This is a genomic window from Paenibacillus sp. FSL F4-0100, from assembly GCF_037993005.1.
Lineage (GTDB): Bacteria > Bacillota > Bacilli > Paenibacillales > Paenibacillaceae > Paenibacillus_AQ.
On sequence record NZ_CP150303.1, the window covers coordinates 1672700 to 1690198 of the forward strand.

Sequence of the window (17499 nt, forward strand, 5' to 3'; positions counted from 1 at the left end):
AGAGGGGGGATTGCCGATTTTACAACGTCATCTTAACACCGTGGAAGCGCATTCAAACATTCGCAAGAAAAGTGCTTGGCGAAGCTGGATGATGCAGGTTCGCAGAAACTGGCAGCTTTACGCTTTATTTGCACCAGTTCTGTTATACTTCATTGTATTTCATTATGTACCCATGTATGGCGTCCAGATTGCATTTAAGGATTTTATTGCGAACAAAGGGATCATGGATAGTCCATGGGTGGGCTTCAAGCATTTTGAACGCTTTTTTGACAGCTTTTATTTTTGGCGGATTATTAAAAATACGATGGGTATCGGGTTATATGAGTTGGCGGTCGGATTTCCGATTCCAATTATCCTCGCCTTGATGATTAATGAAGCCAGATCGGGCCGGTTCCGCCGATTTGTACAAACCGTAACTTATGCACCCCATTTCTTATCTACGGTGGTCGTTGTTGGCATGATCATGATGTTCCTGTCGCCGGTCAGCGGCCTAGTCAATTCGATTATCACCTCCTTCGGCGGAGAGCCGATCGCATTCATGACGGAGCCCTCCTGGTTCAAGAGCATCTACGTGTGGTCTGGCGTGTGGCAGGGCATGGGCTGGAGCTCAATTATCTACTTGGCAGCACTTGCCGGGATTGATCCGCAGCTGCATGAGGCGGCCAAGGTGGATGGTGCGGGCTGGCTCCGGCGAATCTGGCATATTAATCTGCCGGGGATCGCGCCAACGATGACCATTCTGCTCATTTTGAACATCGGTTCCGTTCTTGGCGTCGGCTTCGAGAAGATCTTCCTGATGCAAAATTCGCTCAATATGGAAGCGTCCGACGTCATCGCCACGAACGTATACCGGAGCGGTATACTGGGTGCCCAGTACAGCTTCTCGGCTGCGGTCGGCCTGTTTAACTCCATCGTCAACTTTATCATGCTGATTACCGTAAACCGGATTGCCCGAAAAGTCAGCGAGAACAGCCTATGGTAAGGAGGAATGATGGCATATGCCGCAAAGCCGCAGTGAACGAATAGCGGGTGTATTTATTTACATTATACTATCTTTTATTACACTCCTTGTACTGTATCCTTTATTTTTTGTTCTGATTGCTTCCATCAGCGCTCCGGAAACGGTGATGCGGGGGGAAGTATGGTTATGGCCGAAGGAACTGTCGTTTGTCGGCTACGAACGGTTATTTGCCAATTCGGAGCTCATGCGGGGATTTCTAAACACGCTGCTCTATACCACGACGGGCACAGCGCTGAATGTACTGATGACGATCGCAGCGGCTTATCCATTATCGAGAGCCGATTTTAACGGCCGCGGCATTTTTACGGCGATCATCGTATTCACCATGTTCTTCAGCGGGGGGATGATCCCCAATTACTTGCTGGTGAAGGAACTGGGGATGCTGGATACGATTTGGGCCATCATTATCCCTTCGGCCGTATCGGTGTGGAACATTATCATCATGCGGACCTTCTTCCAAAGCTCCATTCCGAAGGAAATGCAGGAGGCGGCGTTTATCGATGGGGCCTCTAACATGCGGGTGCTGCTGCGGATTGTGCTTCCATTATCCGGACCGATATTAGCTGTCATGGTTTTGTTCTACGCAGTGGGCCACTGGAATTCGTATTTTAGTGCGCTGATCTATTTATCGGACCGTGCGAATTATCCGATGCAGCTGTTCCTGCGTGAAATTCTGGTTCAGGGACAAATGCAGGAGATGGTTGATATCAGTGATGATTCACTGGCACGAAGTCTAATGGATGCGGAAGCGATCAAATATGCGGCGGTCATTGTGACAAATCTGCCGATGCTGCTGCTGTATCCGTTCCTGCAAAAGTACTTTGTGAAGGGTGTTATGATTGGCGCAATTAAAGGTTGATTACGGATATTTCATGAGGAGGAATTGAATTTTATGGTGATGAGAAAATGGACTTCACTTACATTGGCAGCTGTACTGGCAGCCGGATTGCTGGCAGGCTGCGGTAGTAAAAGCGGCGAAGGTGCAGCGGATAAGGGGGAGACGCCGCAAGCCAATGTTAACGAGACCGGCATGCCGATTGTGAACGAGCCCCTTAACTTGACGTTCTTCACGGGCAAGTCGCCATCAAACGGGAGCAAATTCGAGGAAACGCTTGTATGGAAAACCTATCAAGAGATGTCGAATGTGAATGTGACCTGGAACCTCATTCCATTCGATACCCTTACAGAGAAGCGGAACCTAGCGCTGGCAGGTGGAGATTATCCGGATGTATTCTACTCCGCAAGGGTCAGCTCCGCAGAATTAACCCGTTATGGGGAGCAGGGAGTATTTATACCGCTGAATGATCTGATCGATCAATATGCACCGAATTTCAAAAAGCTGATGGAACAGTACCCTGATATTCGAAAAGGGCTGACGATGCCGGACGGCAATATTTATTCCCTGCCTTCTTTCTACGATCCTGCGCTGCTCTCCATGTTGATTGGTACACCGATATGGATTAATCAGGAGTGGCTGGATCAGCTCGGGATGAAGGAGCCGCAGACGACCGAAGAATTCTATGCGTATTTGAAGGCGGTCCAGAAAACCGATCTGAACGGTAACGGTAAGCATGATGAGATTCCATTCGCTTCAACAGGCATTACCGGAATCATCGATCACTTGAAAGGCTCTTGGGGACTTGGTACAAGTGGACTTGGCCATAAATTGGTAGACATAGATCCGGATACAGGGAAACTGCGCTTCACCAAAGCCTTGCCGGAGTATAAGGAAATGCTGCAGTTCGTAAACAAGCTGCACCAAGAGGGACTGCTCGATAAAGAGATCTTCACGATTGAGGGCGGCGCATTGAATGCGAAAGGGCAGGAGGGCCTGCTCGGTGCCACGATTGTGCCGAATCCGGAGATGGTGATGGGACGAAAAGAATACATCGGGCTCGGGGCGCTTAAGGGACCGCATGGAGATCAACTCTATTCTCATGTCAAAGTTCCGATGGTTCACGTAGGTGCATTTGCGATTACTGATAAGAACCCGAATCCGGAAGCAACGATCCGCTGGATGGATTATTTCTACGGGGATGAGGGAGCCCAGTTCTATTTCATGGGTAAAGAAGGCGAGACTTACACGAAGAACGCTGAGGGTCAACTGGAGTATGTGAAGGAGATTACGGAAAATCCAAATGGATTAACGCAGGATCAGGCGTTGGCCAAGTATTTCACTTGGCTCGGGGGCAGCTATCCGGGATTTGTGCGGGAGGGATGGTTCAAAGCCTCGGAGACACGACCTAACGCAATGGCCGCTGCTGAAAAAGCAGAGCCGTATGCCGTGAAGGAGATCCTGTACAATTTTAACTTTACATTGGAGGAAATGGACGTCATGACCTCGATCGGTAAAGATATCGAGGATTACGTGAAGGAAATGGAAGCGAAATTCGTGAATGGTTCGGCCTCGTTCAGCCAATGGGAAGAGTATGTGAATACACTCAACAAGATGGGGATGGACCGATATATGGAGGTTTACCAGGCTGCATTTGACCGCTACCAGGCGGAGTAATCGGAAGATATGACAATCGAAAGACGCGGTGCGGGGGGTTCCGTATCGCGTCTTTTGCTAATCCAAATAATTGGTGAAACAGGTTACATGATGAAGCGGCCCGTTCAAGGAAACATCCTTGCTTACGGACCGCTTCTGTTATGGTTTAATCGGATGAGGAACAGAGTTCTTCTACATGGATGGTACAGAACAGCAAGGCGGTTCTGCCGGGCTCCAGCACCTGCATGCCGGTGATTTCCGGATCCAGTTCCAGGTTGAAGGCATTGGTAGCACATGTGTAAGGCTCGGGGCATAGATAACCGCTCGCTCCATCGCCATTGTGCAGCACCCATTGCTTGAATGCGTCATCCGCACGGTATGTAACCCGGAGGCCTGCCGCCGAATCGGTTAATACGGTTTCATTCCGGTCTTCCGGCATGGCAAGGAACAGATCATCGAGCGGAAACTGACTGACGGAGATGCCATCCCGTAAGCCTCTGCTGCGGAAATCATGGGCGAGCTCGCCGGTCGGCAGCACGCGGTCATTAAGGACCCATCGTTTCCCGACAGGGGCCTGCAGCGTGCAGCGTTCCTGACCGTATTCATTTCCGAAGGGAAAGCGGAAGGTGGTATGATATCCCAGTCCCCATGGAAAAGAGCTTGTGCTTTTATTGCGAATTTCCGCGGTCTGCCTGAACGAGGCCCCATCAATGCTCATACGCAGAAGGATGGTGAACTCGTGGGGAAATTGCGACAGGATCGTTGGACGGCCTCTTGAAGAGAACACGGTTCCGATCACGGCCCGATTCCCTTTTGTCCAGCAGCGTCCGACTTCCCATGCCTGGTCATGAACAAGCCCGTGCGCATGATTATGATGCTGCGGCTCGTTGATCCGGAATTGATAGGGCCGGCCTTCAAAAGTAAAACTCCCGTTTTCGATCCGGTTGGGCGGAAATAAAACAGGAATGCCATATAACAAGGGTGTCCGCTCATATTCCGTCATGGAAGGCGGCATACGCAGCAATTCCGTGTCTGATGGTTTCCACCGCAGCGAGATGACGCTGCTCCCCCAGCCCGGAACCACCGTCATGGATAAGCGATCATTCTCGGCCCTAACTGCAGGCATGTCAAGAAATGTACATCGTTCAACTGCTGGGCATGTCTCCATGTCACACCTGCTCTACTTGTCCGCTTAAGACGGAGCGATGGATGGCATGCACCAGCTTGGTATTCAACAAACCGGCAGCTGCGCCGGATTCCGGCATCGTATCCAGGCGGATATGATCGACGAAGGAATGGAGCATATAATTGGGTGCTGCAGTATATTGGCCGTTGATCGGCGTACCGAGCGTATGGACATGACTGTACACGCTGCCGCCTTTACGGACCATTTGATCGGATAAATCGACATACAATGCCCCGTCTTCGCCGATGATCTCGACCTTGAAGTCGTAGATAAGCGGCATCGATTCGGGCAGCACCCAACTGGTCGTAAATGTAGCGTGCGTGCCATCATCGAAGGACACGATCGTTTGCATGGAATCGTAGGTGTCGATCCCCATCGCGGCTAATTTCTTCTTCGTGCCTACCGCGTAAACGCTCACCGGCAGAACCCCGCTTTTCAGCCATAAGGCAATATCCGTGGCATGAGGGAAAAGGAACCAGCCGGGCGTTGATTCCTCGGCCCATTTCAGCATTTTGGTGGGCACGTAGATGGTGTCATTTAAGCGGGTGTTGATGGTCAGAATGTTGCCTATGTCACCATTTTGGACCGCTTCCTTAACTGCAACGAATGGAGAATTCCAGCGATTCTCGAATGCAACGAGGCACTTAATGCCCGCCTTCTCGACCTCGGCGTACATGTCCTCGGCTTCCTCGACGGAGGTGGAGAAGGGTTTTTCAACCATGATATGAATGCCTTGCCGTGCTGCAAGCATAACGGGCTCTTTATGCAGGAAATCCGGCGTGGCAATAACGATGGCGTCCAAAGCCTCGCTTGCCAGCATATCTTCAATCTGCAGATAACCGGGAACCCCGTATTTATCCATGCTGGCGTTTCGTGTTGTTTCATAAGCATCGCTGACCGCGGCCAACTCCGCATAGGGATTTTGGCTAAGGGTATCGGCGAACATATTCCCGCGAATCCCCATGCCTACGATTCCGATTTTTATCATTGTGAACCCTCCTCGAATGGTTAAATTATTTAACTGCTCCGGCTGTCATTCCACTGACCAGATGTTTCTGCAGCAGCCAGAACGCAATCACGATCGGAAGTGTGGTTATGACGGAGCCCGCCATGAGGTAATCCCAGTTGACGACATACTGTCCTTGAAAGCTGGCGATGCCGACCGACAGCGTCCATTTGTCGTAATCGCTGATGAACGTCTGTGCAAACATAAACTCGTTCCAGCTGGTTAAGAAGGAGAAGACGCCGGTTACCACGAGCCCGGGAAGCGTGAGCGGAAGCAGGATCCGGATAAAGGTCGTCCATCGGTTGGCCCCGTCTACGCTCGCAGCTTCGTCGATGGACTGGGACACGCTGTCAAAGTAGCCTTTTAGCATCCATGTACAGAACGGTACTGCAAACGTGGTATATGCGATGACGAGACCCAGATGGGAATTCAGCAGATTGTAATCCTTCATGATAAGGTACAGCGGGATAATGAGCAGCGAGCCGGGGAGCATCTGCGTCAACAAGATGATATATCCGAGCGACATCCGTCCCCGGAAGCCGAACCGGGACATCGCATAGCCGCCAAAGGCGGAGATGACAAGGGAGAACACCGTTGTTAGCAGCGAGACTAGCGCCGTATTACCGAACCATTTCATAAAGTTGGCGCTGTCATCCGCATTGGGATTCAGCATTCCCTTGTAACCATTCCAATTAAGTTCATGTGGCAGGTACGTCAGCGGCGTGCTGTAGATTTCGGCCTGAGGCTTCAACGAAGTCAAGATCATCCATAGAAAAGGAGACACGGCAAACAACGAAATAAAAACAGCGCATACATATACTAGAATCTTGTTTGGGCCTATGCTCATGACATTTCACCTGCCTTCGTCGCTTTCATGTACATGACGGTGAACACAATGGAGATCGCCAGCAGGATCATCCCTGCAGCGGAGGCCAGACCGAAGTCAAACGATTTGAAGCCTGCCCTGTAGATGAAGATGGTCAGTATTTCGGTTACCCGGCTCGGTCCGCCCCCGGTGAGGACGTATACGATGCCGAAATCCTTAATGGTCCAGATGATAAGCAGCAGGAACACGATGACGGATACGGGCTTCAACATCGGGAAGGTGATGCTGAGAAACTGGCGCCATTTCGAGGCACCGTCGATTTCCGCTGCTTCGTACAAGCTTTTGGATATGCTTTGCAAACCGGCTAGCAGCATGATGGCCGCGAACGGGAAGCCCTTCCATACATTGACGAACATGGCTGCCCAGAGCGCGGTGTCGGCTTCGCCGAGGAAAGCGACCGGATTGGCCAACAGGTTGAGCTTCAGCAGCAGATCATTGATCACGCCGAATTGGTAATCATACATCAGAATAAATACGAGACATGCAACGACTTCAGGTACGGCCCATGGGATGATCACCAGTGCTCTTACAAGCCCTCGTCCCTTGAAGGGAATATTCAGCAGGACGGCCGTACCGATTCCGAGCAGGAAACGCAGAGCCACCGTCACGATAATATATAGAAAGGTAATGCCTAACGATTTCAGGAAGTTCCCCGACTGGATCGCGGCTGTATAGTTGTCCAATCCTACAAAGGGATTGCCTTCGGCAATCGGTTTGGCAACCTTCCAGTACTGCACGCTCATCAGCGCCGATTTCAGAATCGGATAGAGGAGCACGAGAGCAACGGTAATGACCAGCGGTGCAATAAATAAATATGCGGCTATATTTTTTTTGAAATGTCGTTTTTCCTCTAGCCATAAACGCTTTGCCCTCGATGGTCTTTTCAATGGCAAGGGAGTTTGCCTGCTTGTCACATCCGTTCGCGTTGGATTCATTCCCCTACCTCCTTATGATGTAAGTGCCGCCCTGCCATGAAGCCAGGCGGCTTCAAACGTTTGATCATCCGAATGTTTTTTAATGCATCGTGTCCTTCATTTGCTCAGCTGCACTGTCCAGCGCTGTCTTGGCGTCTTTCATGCCAACAAACATTTCCTGCGCGGCATTGATCAGGATTTGGGAGAGGGAGCCGAGTTCGGGAATTGGCGGGTCCATAACGGCCGGCGCATATACATTCTCCTGGAAATCGAAGAATTGGGCAGCCAGCGGATTCTCCGATTTGTATTCTTCGGATTCGGCATATTCCTTGCTGCTCGGAATCATGCCGGAGCCGGCGATAATCTGCTGCGCCTCTTGGGATGTCATCCATTCAAGGAACTCCCAAGCTTCATCAGGATGCTTGCTGTCTTTAGAAATCATCGATACGATCGGGTAATTGTGCGGGTTCGGTTTATAGGTTTGGCCTTCGTATACGACGGAAGGCTGCGGAATGAGCCCAAGGTCGTCCATTAAAGCTTCATCGCGTTCTTTGGTCATGCCGATAAACCAAGGGCCATCCATCATCATGCCGGCTTGCCCATTCCAGAACATCTCGCGGCTGACCTTCTTGTCGCGGGTTCCTGGAGGCGTTGCCTGCGGGTTCTTGATTAGATCCTGCCACCACTCCGCTGCCCAAACGTTCGGTGCCGAGTTGACATTAATCCGGTCGGCTTCGTAAGGGCCTGCCTCGCCGTCTGGGAAGTAAATTCCTCCTGATACCGGACGAGCGAGCAGCCTGTACCATTCCGAGGCGATAAAGGGATGCGTGCCGATGACGCTGGAGAACCCGTATTGCCCGTCTTTAACACCGCCAAGTTGAATGGCGGCTTCTTTGAAGTCGTCCATCGTTTGAATGGAGGCAGGATCAATTCCGGCCGCTTCGAACATCGATTTGCTGTAGAAAATGCCGGTTGATCCCCATGCGTAATTGGACAGCGCATAATAGGAGCCGTCGACCTTGCTCAGTTCCTGTCCGACAAGCTTGTCCTCAAGTCCGCTCGCTTGAATCTTTTCGTCGAGATTCACGAAAGTGCCGCCGCTCTGCAGCGCATTATAGGTGGCAATATTCTCAGGGTATACCTGAACGATGTCCCCCTGTGTACCTGCCAGAAACTCCGTGGTCAGTTTATCCCAGTAATTCTCGTAGTCTGTGCCGTGAACTTTGATGGTGACGTTAGGGTGGGATTCATTGTATTTGGCAATGAGCGCATCGATTGCCTTCTTATGAGGTTCTTCCGCATACACCGACGTCTCGAACGAGATCGTAATTTGATCACCTTCGGACGGGTCGTTGCTTGCCGATGCCGGGTCTTTACCACCCGAGCATGCGCTTAATACGGTTGATAACGTAAGGGCTGCAGCGATCAGAGCCGTCCATCCCTTTTTCTTTCTGTTCTTGTCTACCATGCTAGTTCATCCCCTTCTGGCTTTTTAGTATTGTGGAAAGCGCGGTGAGGCGCCGTTCCTATGCCCTTAATAAAAACACCTGCTGCCAAGTCAGGACAACAAACACTTTTCGTAAAACCAACCGAAAGGTGAATACAGTGTTAGTGTAAACGTTACCGCGATGGCAATTTAAATAACACTGGAAATTGTATGTAATATTAATCACAAAAAACTTTTCTCTACGAGAAACTATTTTCTACTTTGCGGTGAAGGGCATCACTGCGCGGGTAGGAGCAACCAAGGCATAGACGGGAGAAGGCCGAGAGAGACTTTTATGTCCTCCTCGGCCTTCGTTTGATATCGGGGTCTGCGCCGTTTTATTTGCCTTTACGATAATCCATTGGGGGTACGCCGGTAATTTTTTTGAAAGTCCTGGCAAATGATATCGGGCTGCTGTAACCGACCCGTTCCGTAATTTCTTGTACAGACAATGCGCTTTCCGTAAGGAGTCGTTTCGCTTCCTGAATTCGCAAATCGATCAAAAAGTCCACAAATTTCAAGCCATACTCTTCCTTGAATAATCTGCTCAGATATTTGCCGCTGATCCCGAATTTGTCTTGCAAGTAGTCAAGGGATAGTTCCGCTTTCGTATAATGCTTTTCAATATAAGCCTTAACCTCTTGTACGAGGTTTCCCTGGCTTCGCAGATTCCGCTGCTTATCCAGCCGTTGGGCAAATTGCTCCAGAAGCTGGAGCACCATCTGCGTCCAATCTTCCGGCAGGTCGATTTCTTTCTGAACCCGGTCGAGTGCCGGCATCGTTTCCGTTTTCCAGAGCAGGTAGTATTCGTCATTCATACTGGAAGCCGTCTTGTTCAAATGGTACGTCAGGTAATGCAGTACGCTGCTTGCGCCCCGTCGGGATATGCCTTCTTCCAGCATATTCTGAAAGAGCGCCTGCATCTGTGTCTTCCACTTGACTTCTTGCAGTTGGAAGGCGTCAACGATCCGGTCGACCTGTTGAAAATAATGAAAGCTGTGATCCTTCGACAAGGCATCGGACGAATAAGGAATGATCATGGCACTTCGGTTTACGGGCTTCGTTTGCAGCGCATCCAATGCCTCGTGATAGGAATCATGCAGATTATCCGGATGCTCAACCGGCTCCCCGATGCCGACGGATACGGTGAACGATAAGGCATCGGCAAATCGGCGCTGGCATTCTTCGGTGAAGGAGAGTGCCTCGAATCCCTGTTTCTCCGCTTGTGGCGATATAACCAAAATGCAAGCAAGCTGGTGCAAGGACACCCACAGAAGCTTTACCTCGCAGGCGTGATCCGACGCCGCTTCCAGGATGATCGTTTCAATGGCTTTTTGCTGGGAGCCATGCTGCTTCTGACCGTAGTTGGCGCTCCACTCTGAACGATGATCAATTTCCAGGACAAAAACCAATGGCTTGCCAAACAGCACAGGCAGGCCGTGCTTGGCTGCTTCCTTCTCCCATTCCTTCAGATCGAAAGAGCGCGTCCCTTCCAGCAGCTCGTACATGAAAAAATTTTGCTGAGCCTTCAAGTCCTCCTCGAACTGAAACTGGAACCTTTTATTCTGATCAATCATATTTTGCAATTTGGAATTGATGAACGTAAATTCGTTTTTATGGATTTCCTCCGGGACGTCATCCTTGGAGGATAGCTGCTGCAGCTGGTTGACCAGGCGCTGAATGGGTCTGTAATTTTGCAGCGTCACGTAGACGATCCAGGCAACCGAAACGGCACATAGAAGCAAACCGGCAATAAACCATATATTTGATAAGCTAATGATGAAATTGAAGGTATCCGCCCCTTGAACGCTGCTAACGATGCGCCAGCCCGTATACTCGGAATTCGCTTCTGACTGAAGGGCGCCGTTGTTGGTTACAGGCTTGCTTACAGAAGTCTTCGATTTTGCCATATCAAATAAGCTGTTCCCTTGGGAATCATACAGGCTTAGTATGCGGGATGACGGATCGTGCATTTGAAGAAGCATTCCCTGCAAGGCGTCAGCGCTTACATTAACGACGATTAGCCCATGATGCTTCGAGAAGATGGAAACGCTGCGCGTCAATGAAACGACCGGCACCCCTTTGTCGGAGGGCAGCTCCTTGTATGATCTGATGTCCGACCAATGGCTGTTGGGTGTTTCCAGCTTGGAGCGAATGAAGGCGTTATCGGCATATTGATCCAAGGGATAGCTCGTGCTTTCATTGAGGACTTGATTATGATCCGCTTGAACCATATAGATGGAATGAATCAGGGGGTTGGTCATTTTTAAATCGCGCAAAAGATTCATCACGTCCACCTGAAGGGGCAGATCCTTTTCCGTGATTCTGGAGAAAAAGGATATGACCTTTCGATTACGCAGCATCTCGAGCGAAATTTTCTGATCCAGCGAAGACAACGACGTATCAATCATCAGCATCGCTTGTTGGGTTACGAAAGCATTGGAGCGCTCGGCATCCTTTCGGTTGCTCTCGCTCAATGATTGGGAAAAGACAAAAAATAAAAAGGCGGGGACGATCAGAAAGACAGGGATATACAGCATGAGCATCCGCGTAAACCAGTTACGATTCATGTTGGTTCCTCTTTCCTAGGCAAACATAAATGATATTCACACGTTATGGCCTCGAATAGTCATGAATAGATCTTCGGCTGTTATTCTTGTGAAGTGTTTGTTACAAATAGCAATTCTTATGTTAGTTTATCAGACATCATGTCGATTTGACTACAATATTGTCGGAAATGTGACAAAGAAACATTTGAGATGGTGAATTTTACCAATGAACATGATAAAACTCAAGAAATGTGTTCAATGACTTGCCGGAACACTTGCGTTGTATATCCTACATACAAATTGAAAGAAATGGAGGAAGACGCAGCCAATGGAGCCAAAGACGCCTTTCAGTGATATTCCCAAAGGGTTCGCGGCGTGGTTTTTTAAGCAGAGACGTAGATATACGTCAAACAAGAAGATCGAATGGATGGTTGAGCGGTTGATTCAGGGTTTTCTGCTCATGTGGGCCATCTTGTTCATACGTTGGTGTATATTGATAACCATAGCCACGATGAGGCATTTTGGAATCATTGATTAAAGGCGATAGAAAGCGGGTAATTCTTCTGATAAGTGGAGTATCACAAAGCATATATGAAGGTAATTTCAAGGCGGCAGGTAGCTCGGACACAGCTGCCGCTTACAGAAGCCCGGCATGGCTGTCGCGGCTTTTTTTGCTGTGTAGCGTCCATTTTACACAAACCGTGACCTTTATTGAGGATGCGTTAACACTTCTTCCTTACACTTGAAATTAAATAAGGATAGAAGAGGGGATATGGAGTTGAAGCATAAAAGCATAAAAGTAGTCTCGCTGTTAATGGCGGCGGAAATCGCGATGGCCTCTCTATTTTCGGCAGGCACCGTGATGGCTGAAGAGGGACAGGAGATACTCCGGACGGCAAGCATGGAGACAGCATCACAAGACACAGCTATCGCTGCCGTTCATTTCGGCATTACCGATAAAATTTTTCCGGATGCACATGCAGAAGAAGCATATACGGTAACCGTTGATGTGTATGGTGGACAAGCACCGTATACCTTCTCGGCGACGGGTCTACCGGCAGGCTTGGACATTAAGTCCGATACAGGATTCATTACAGGTACGCCTGCTGCTGGGCAAGAGGGCGAATATACGGTTGAGGTAGCGGTACAAGATAGTGCAGCCATACCTGCTAAGGCTCAATCGATTGTGAAATTGCAAGTGTTGGGGAAACGGCCGGATCCGGTGGCTGACAAGCTAGCCATGAAGATGATCGGGCATTATTCTGTAGGGACCTCCAATAAGGATGGCGGCGTTGCGGAAATTGTAAAATACAACAAGGATAACGGGAAGCTCTATCTGGTCAATGGTTCAACTCAGCCGGCTAGTCTCGAAATCGTGTCGCTTGGCGCTGATGGCAGCTTGCTGAAGGACAAGCAGATCAATGTGGAAGACTTGGCAAGCACGGGCGGTTTTCTGTATGGGGACCTGACCAGCGTGGATATCAACACCAAGACGAAGCAGGTGGTGGTCGCTGTTCAGGAGCAGGATCATGCAAAAGCCGGCAAGGTTCTGGTACTCGACTATGACGGCGGTTTGATCGGAACTTATGAAACCGGCATCCAGCCGGACATGGTCAAGTATACTTCCGATGGCCGTTATATCCTGACAGCGGATGAAGGCGAGCCTCGTACAGAGACTGCTTCTGATCCGGAAGGAAGCATTACGATTATCGACACCCTATCGGGCGAACTAAGTTATCTGAAGTTTGATGACCCGTCGATCATTGACGATCAGGTACATATTCGCGGACCTGTGGAAGCGGACGGGCAAATTCGCAGCACCGGAAACAAGGATGATGCTGTTCATGATCTTGAGCCCGAGTACATCTCGTTGTCCGAAGATGAGCAGACGGCATACGTCGCCTTGCAGGAGAATAATGCGATCGCCGTGGTCGATATCGCCGCGAAGCGTATTCAAGCGGTTAAGGGACTCGGGTATAAGGACTTCAATCAACCAGAGAATCAGCTTGACCTTCTGAAGGATGGACAAATCAAGTTTGAGAACGTTCCTTTTTACGGAATGTATATGCCTGACGGAATCGCGACTTACAGCGTGAATGGACAGCAGTACATTCTGTCCGCGAATGAAGGGGACGCAACAGGCTGGGATGAGCGAAGCAATGAAAGTAACATTGGCAAAATGAAACCTAATTTGGATCCGTTGTCTCCGGCAGCACAATTTCTGGCAGACAAAGGAACCACCTACGATAAGGTTGAAGTTGCCAGCGATATGGGCAATGAGGGACTGTACCTGTACGGAGGTCGTTCATTCTCCATATGGAATGCAGCCGATATGTCCCAGGTGTATGACAGCGGCAGTGATTTTGAGAAGATTACAGCCGAGCGTTTACCGAATCATTTCAATGCCAGCAATGACAAAACCGATCTGGACAGCCGCAGCTCCAAGAAAGGACCAGAGCCCGAATATGTAACGGTGGGTAAGGTAGGACAGAAGACGTTGGCTTTTGTCGGCTTGGAGCGCATTGGCGGGGTAATGACGTATGATGTGACGAACCCATCCGATCCGGCGTTTCTGAACTACATCAATACACGGGATTTTAACGGAGGGATTGCATCGGATTCCGGCCCGGAGGGACTGGACTTTATTCCGGCCGCAGACAGCAAGACAGGACGCCCGCTGCTGCTAGTTGCGAATGAGGTCAGCGGAACGGTGGCACTGCTGGAGCTTCAGGTGACCAAAATTACGTTGGATCACTCTTCGCTCACGCTGAATCCGGGCGGTTCCCCGGTACAATTGCAAGCGAGCGTTGATCCCGCTCAGGGCGGATCCAGCGAGCTGGCCTGGAGTTCCTCTGATGAAACGGTAGTTACCGTAGATCCGAACGGTCTGGTTGCACCGGTATCCGTAGGTGAAGCCGTGATCACCGTTCTGAGCAAGGACGGCTATGGATCAGCGGAAGTACCGGTTAAGGTAACGGATGGTTCGCCGGAAGGAGAGCCATGGAAATTAACGGTTATGCATACGAACGATACGCATGCGCATCTGTCCGAAGTGGCCAGAAGGGCTGCACTGGTTAAGCAGGTCCGCAGCGAGGGCGGAAACAGCCTGCTGCTGGATGCAGGGGATGTATTCTCCGGCGATCTGTATTTTACCAAATGGTTTGGATTGGCCGATTTGGCCTTCATGAACTATATGGGTTATGACGCGATGACGTTCGGTAACCATGAATTCGATCAAGGCACCAAGACGCTAGCAGATTTCGTAAGCAAGGCACAATTCCCGCTCGTCAGCGCGAATGTGGATCTTAGTCAGGATGCTAACATTTCGCACCTGATCCGTAAGCCGGCGGTGATCGATACCGATCAGCCTAAGACGACGGCAAATAGCGGGGTATATCCATATGTGACATTACTAGTTGACGGCCAGAAGGTCGGGGTATTCGGCTTAACCACTGAAGATACAGCCGAGACGTCCAGCCCGGGCAAAGATGTGGTATTCAACGAGGCGGTAACCTCAGCTCGTGCAACGGTGGAGGCGATGGAGCAGGAAGGACTCAACATCATCATCGGTCTGTCGCATCTGGGCTACGCCAAAGATCAGGCGCTTGCCGAAGCGGTTGAAGGCATCGACCTCATTGTTGGAGGCCATACCCACACGACGCTCTATGCACCGGAAGTGGTGACGGACAATGAACACGGAACACCAACCGTCATCGTGCAAGCGAATGAATGGGGGAAATACCTCGGCCGGGTCGACTTGCAATTTGACAAGGAAGGCAAGGTCCTCGTCGGAGAAGGCGAGCTCGGCGGCAAGCTGATTCCGGTGGATAGCAATGTGGCAGAAGACAAGCAGGCCAAGGATATGCTGGCCCCTTATAATGCCGAATTAGAAGAGCTCATGAAGCAGGTAGTCGGTATAGCAGATGTTCTGCTGGACGGTAAGCGCGAGAATGTCCGCTCCAAGGAAACGAATCTCGGTAATCTAATTGCGGATGGCATGCTGGCAAAAGCTAAGGAGCTTAAGAACGCCGATGTTGCCCTCACCAATGGAGGGGGTATTCGCGCCGCTATTGATGAAGGTGAAATCACGATGGGCGAGCTGCGCACGGTGATGCCTTTCGGAAACACGCTGTTTGTCATGGACGTCACAGGACAGCAGCTGAAGGACGGATTGGAAAACGGAATTAGCGGTGCGAAATTGGCCGATCTGCCGGGGAAATTCCCGCAAATCGCCGGGATGAAATTCAAATGGGATCCTAGCGCTCCGGCAGGAAATAAAGTGTACGATGTACAGATTATGAAGGGCGGAAGCTATAAACCCCTGGTATTGACCGAAACGTACCGGATGGCAACGAACAGTTTTGTGGCCAAAGGCGGGGACGGATATAAATCCTTTGCCGAAGCGATTGCCGAAGGGAGATATAACGAGGATCTGGGTTATCCGGATTATGAAATCTTCATGGAATACGTGACCAAGCTTGGCGGAAAGGTCTCGCCGAAGGTCGAGGGACGAATTACCGAGCAGAAGAAACCGGTGAATCCAGGTGACGGCTCCTCTCCGGGATCAGGTTCAGGATCAGGCGGTTCTGTAACACCGCCGACAACGCAGCCTAACCCTCCTTCCACGGGTGGAAATACATCATTGCCCAACGTAATGACAGGTAAGGATCTGAATATAAGCGCTGCAGGTGGAGCAGTGGACCACATTACGGTGAAGGAAGAGGCGTGGAAGAAGGCAGTTGCCGGATTGTCTGCGAACGGGCAGCAGGAACTCATTATTCGGGCCCCTGAGTTGAACCGTGCCGCTGAGCTATCCCTTTCGGCAGCAGGTCTGAAGCAGGCGATGGAACGGAATTCGAATACGACCCTGGTGCTGGAGACTGCACTTGGAGCGTTCCGTCTTCCGGTAACGGCTCTGCATTTGGATGAGGCTTTGAAGTCTGTACAAGGCTCCGGCAGCATCCAAGTGAAAATATCCATGACCCCGGTTGGTAGCAGCGTGGTGGATGCTATGACAAGCAAGGCAACTTCCATGGGCGCCGTGATGGCTGCGAATGGAGCTCTTCAGTTTGGCGTAGCGGTTGGCGTGCCGGGCGCAGAGCAAGAAGTAAAGGATTTCGGGAAGCGTGTGGTCAGTCGCATCCTGCCGCTGCCGGCAGGAACAGCTCCGAATTCGGTCACTGCTATAATCTATGACGCCGATGCAGGAACCTTCCGATTTGTACCGGCTGCAGCGACGACATGGAACGATAAACCGGCCATCAAAGTGAAGCATGCCGGAAACGGCATTTATGCGCTGCTGCAGTACAAGAAAACCTTTGCGGATCTAAACGGACACTGGGCGAAAGCGGAAATCGAATCTATGGCTTCCAAGCTTCTCGTGAACGGAGTTAACGCTAACTCGTACGCACCGGGCAAGGTAATCACGCGAGCAGAGTTTACGGCTATGCTGGTCCGTGCGATGGGACTTAGTCCAGTTATCGAGAGCGGAGCATTCAAGGATGTCCAGGATGCCTCCGCGTATGCTGGCGAGATCGGCGCAGCGTTGCGTTACGGCTTGATCGAAGGCGGCACAGATGGTGTTTTCTCACCAAATGCCGGCATGACCCGGGCAGAAATGGCTGTGATGATTACCCGGGCTATGGAAGCGGTAAGTCCGACAAGCCTGCCAAACCAGGGTGCGAATGCTGGTAATGAATTCAAAGATCAGGCATCCATCCCTGTCTGGGCGGCTGCCCATGTAGCCAGTCTTACTAAGCAAGGCATCGTGCAGGGTGATAATCAGGGTAATTTCGGAGCAATCGATTCGGTTACCCGTGCACAAGCAGCACTTGTTCTGAAGCGGACTTTGGCAGCATTGAAGTTCATGAACTAAGCGAAGCGGGAATACATTAGAAATTATAAGACCGTCCTTAAGGTTGATCAGAAACCTTTCGGGCGGTTTTTTATATCTAAGTCAT

Annotated in this window: 10 protein-coding genes; 4 read left to right on the forward strand and 6 right to left on the reverse strand. The window is 50.6% G+C overall.

Annotation, left to right across the window (positions count from 1 at the left end):
* Positions 1-91: 91 nt before the first annotated feature.
* From MHH48_RS07260 to MHH48_RS07270, 3 genes are read left to right on the forward strand one after another with little or no spacing between them, the layout of a single operon-like run.
* Positions 92-982: an ABC transporter permease subunit gene (locus MHH48_RS07260; protein WP_237566323.1), complete on the forward strand. Its 891-nt coding sequence runs from the start codon at positions 92-94 to the stop codon at positions 980-982.
* A gap of 16 nt (positions 983-998) precedes the next feature.
* Positions 999-1880 carry a carbohydrate ABC transporter permease gene (locus MHH48_RS07265; RefSeq protein ID WP_076322931.1) on the forward strand — a complete coding sequence of 294 codons (882 nt, stop codon included), beginning with the start codon at positions 999-1001 and terminating at the stop codon, positions 1878-1880.
* A 33-nt stretch (positions 1881-1913) separates the two neighbouring features.
* Positions 1914-3533: an extracellular solute-binding protein gene (locus MHH48_RS07270; protein ID WP_076322932.1), complete on the forward strand. Its 1620-nt coding sequence runs from the start codon at positions 1914-1916 to the stop codon at positions 3531-3533.
* A 145-nt stretch (positions 3534-3678) separates the two neighbouring features.
* Here MHH48_RS07270 and MHH48_RS07275 read toward each other — a convergent pair whose 3' ends face one another.
* The 6 genes from MHH48_RS07275 to MHH48_RS07300 all read right to left on the reverse strand — a co-directional run bounded on the left by MHH48_RS07275 (position 3679) and on the right by MHH48_RS07300 (position 11560).
* Positions 3679-4680 carry an aldose 1-epimerase gene (locus MHH48_RS07275; protein ID WP_076322933.1) on the reverse strand — a complete coding sequence of 334 codons (1002 nt, stop codon included), beginning with the start codon at positions 4678-4680 and terminating at the stop codon, positions 3679-3681.
* 1 nt (position 4681) lies between these two features.
* The gene (locus MHH48_RS07280) at positions 4682-5686 is read right to left on the reverse strand and encodes a Gfo/Idh/MocA family oxidoreductase (protein WP_076322934.1); all 1005 of its coding nucleotides are present in this window, start codon (positions 5684-5686) and stop codon (positions 4682-4684) included.
* Positions 5687-5711: 25 nt separating this feature from the next.
* A complete protein-coding gene (locus tag MHH48_RS07285; protein ID WP_076322935.1) occupies positions 5712-6551 on the reverse strand; it encodes a carbohydrate ABC transporter permease in 840 nt (279 codons plus the stop codon).
* A complete protein-coding gene (locus MHH48_RS07290; protein WP_179090637.1) occupies positions 6548-7525 on the reverse strand; it encodes a sugar ABC transporter permease in 978 nt (325 codons plus the stop codon). The genes MHH48_RS07285 and MHH48_RS07290 overlap by 4 nt, the downstream gene beginning before the upstream one ends.
* 79 nt (positions 7526-7604) lie before the next feature.
* Positions 7605-8972 carry a sugar ABC transporter substrate-binding protein gene (locus MHH48_RS07295; RefSeq protein ID WP_076322936.1) on the reverse strand — a complete coding sequence of 456 codons (1368 nt, stop codon included), beginning with the start codon at positions 8970-8972 and terminating at the stop codon, positions 7605-7607.
* Between the two features lie 356 nt (positions 8973-9328).
* Positions 9329-11560, reverse strand: a complete 2232-nt coding sequence (locus MHH48_RS07300; protein WP_076322937.1) for a helix-turn-helix domain-containing protein — start codon at positions 11558-11560, stop codon at positions 9329-9331.
* Positions 11561-12311: 751 nt separating this feature from the next.
* Here MHH48_RS07300 and MHH48_RS07305 point away from each other — a divergent pair.
* Entirely contained in the window at positions 12312-17414 is a 5103-nt protein-coding gene (locus MHH48_RS07305; protein WP_076322939.1) for a choice-of-anchor I family protein, read from the forward strand.
* Positions 17415-17499: the final 85 nt, after the last annotated feature.

Bases quoted from the DNA above. Each gene is read 5' to 3' on its own strand.
- MHH48_RS07270 (WP_076322932.1), top strand. From the start codon at position 1,914: ATGGTGATGAGAAAATGGACTTCACTTACATTGGCAGCTGTACTGGCA.
- MHH48_RS07290 (WP_179090637.1), bottom strand. From the start codon at position 7,525: ATGAATCCAACGCGAACGGATGTGACAAGCAGGCAAACTCCCTTGCCA.
- MHH48_RS07275 (WP_076322933.1), bottom strand. From the start codon at position 4,680: ATGGAGACATGCCCAGCAGTTGAACGATGTACATTTCTTGACATGCCT.
- MHH48_RS07260 (WP_237566323.1), top strand. From the start codon at position 92: ATGCAGGTTCGCAGAAACTGGCAGCTTTACGCTTTATTTGCACCAGTT.
- MHH48_RS07285 (WP_076322935.1), bottom strand. From the start codon at position 6,551: ATGAGCATAGGCCCAAACAAGATTCTAGTATATGTATGCGCTGTTTTT.
- MHH48_RS07265 (WP_076322931.1), top strand. From the start codon at position 999: ATGCCGCAAAGCCGCAGTGAACGAATAGCGGGTGTATTTATTTACATT.
- MHH48_RS07295 (WP_076322936.1), bottom strand. From the start codon at position 8,972: ATGGTAGACAAGAACAGAAAGAAAAAGGGATGGACGGCTCTGATCGCT.
- MHH48_RS07305 (WP_076322939.1), top strand. From the start codon at position 12,312: ATGGAGTTGAAGCATAAAAGCATAAAAGTAGTCTCGCTGTTAATGGCG.
- MHH48_RS07280 (WP_076322934.1), bottom strand. From the start codon at position 5,686: ATGATAAAAATCGGAATCGTAGGCATGGGGATTCGCGGGAATATGTTC.
- MHH48_RS07300 (WP_076322937.1), bottom strand. From the start codon at position 11,560: ATGAATCGTAACTGGTTTACGCGGATGCTCATGCTGTATATCCCTGTC.